Origin of the sequence: Rhodococcus sp. AB351 (genome assembly GCF_049538275.1) — a bacterium.
GTDB lineage: Bacteria > Actinomycetota > Actinomycetes > Mycobacteriales > Mycobacteriaceae > Rhodococcus.
Genome location: NZ_JBMVFW010000036.1, coordinates 1 through 1,312 on the forward strand (window position 1 = coordinate 1; position 1,312 = coordinate 1,312).

At 63.9% G+C, this 1,312-nt stretch carries 1 protein-coding gene; it reads right to left on the bottom strand.

Features of this window, described 5'->3' with window-relative positions:
• Window positions 1-19: 19 nt before the first annotated feature.
• Window positions 20-1,312, bottom strand: a 1,293-nt coding sequence (locus ACPCXD_RS22885) for an IS110 family RNA-guided transposase (protein ID WP_423661207.1), incomplete at its 5' end; no start/stop codon positions are given.

Here is a 1,312-nt window from a genome sequence, read left to right on the forward strand (position 1 = left end):
AAGGACGCTCCTATAGAGGTCAAGTGGTCAGAGCTCGGTAGTCCTGTCGTAGCGCGGTGAACACTTCGCGGGCGAGATAGCGTTTCTGGCATCTGATGATCTCAGGCATCGATTTGCCCTCTGATGTGCGGCGTTCCGCGTATCTGCGGGCTATGTCGCTGTATCGGAGGCGGACGACGACGGCGGTGTGCAGGGCCTGGTTGGCGCGACGATCGCCACCGCGGTGCAGTCGATGCCGATTCGTCTTGCCCGACGATGCGGGGATGGGCGCGACGCCGCAGAGGTGAGCGAAGGACGACTCCGACCGTAGCCTTTGTGGGTTGTCGCCAACGGTGATCAGCAGTGCCGCCGCGGTGTCCGGGCCGAGTCCGAACACGCTCGCGGTTCGTGGGGCGACTTCCTTGACAAGTGCAGCCAGATTTTTCTTGAGTTCTTGTGCTTCCCTGCGTAGTTCGCGTGTTCGTTTCGCGAGTGAACGCAGGGCGACGATCGTGGCGTTGACCGGATCGGTCATGGCGGCGGTGTCGGGTTCGAGCGCGATGCACGCGTCGAGCAGTGCCGTGGTGCTGCGCCCACGTAGCTGTGTGCGCAGCACTTCGGGGGCGGTGACAAGCATTGATCGGATCGTATTCATCGAGGCGGTCGCGGCCTTCACAGCGCCGGATCGAGCGACCCGCAGGGCCCGGATCGCTTCGATGGGTCCGTCACCGTGCTTGGGCTCGGACAGTTGGTGACGGGCCAGGACGGCACGGGCCGCGGCTTCGGCATCGATGGGGTCGCTCTTGCCTTCGCTTCGGCGAAGTTTGCGGTTGGGGCGAGGCACTTCCACCACCGCGATGTGGTGATGTCGTAGGTGGCGACTGATGCCGGCACCGTAGGAGCTGGTGCCTTCGATTCCTACTGAGATCGGGTGACCGTGCTGGTGGATCCATTCGACCACAGCGTCATATGCTGATGAGGTGGTGTCGAATTGGCGGTGCGCGAGCAGGATTCCGGTGTCGGTGATGATTGCGGCGTGATGGGTGTCGGCGTGGGTGTCGATGCCGCAGTAGATGTGCTGTGGGGCTCGGGTCGGTGTCACGTGATGGCCTTCCTCTGACGTGGGGGCGCGAGGTTCGGACGGGCCAGTGACGGGCCGGGCGGGGCGGCAGGCTCCTATGAGGTCACGGACATCGCGTGCTCCACTGTCGGGTGTGGTGGCCCGCTGGCGGTCGGGTCGACGGGTCCTGCGAAAGGCACTTCGGTGGCCAGGAAAATTCCGGGTCAGGCCGTCCCACCAGCGGGTTGTTCTCATTATCCACTGGAAAATTCT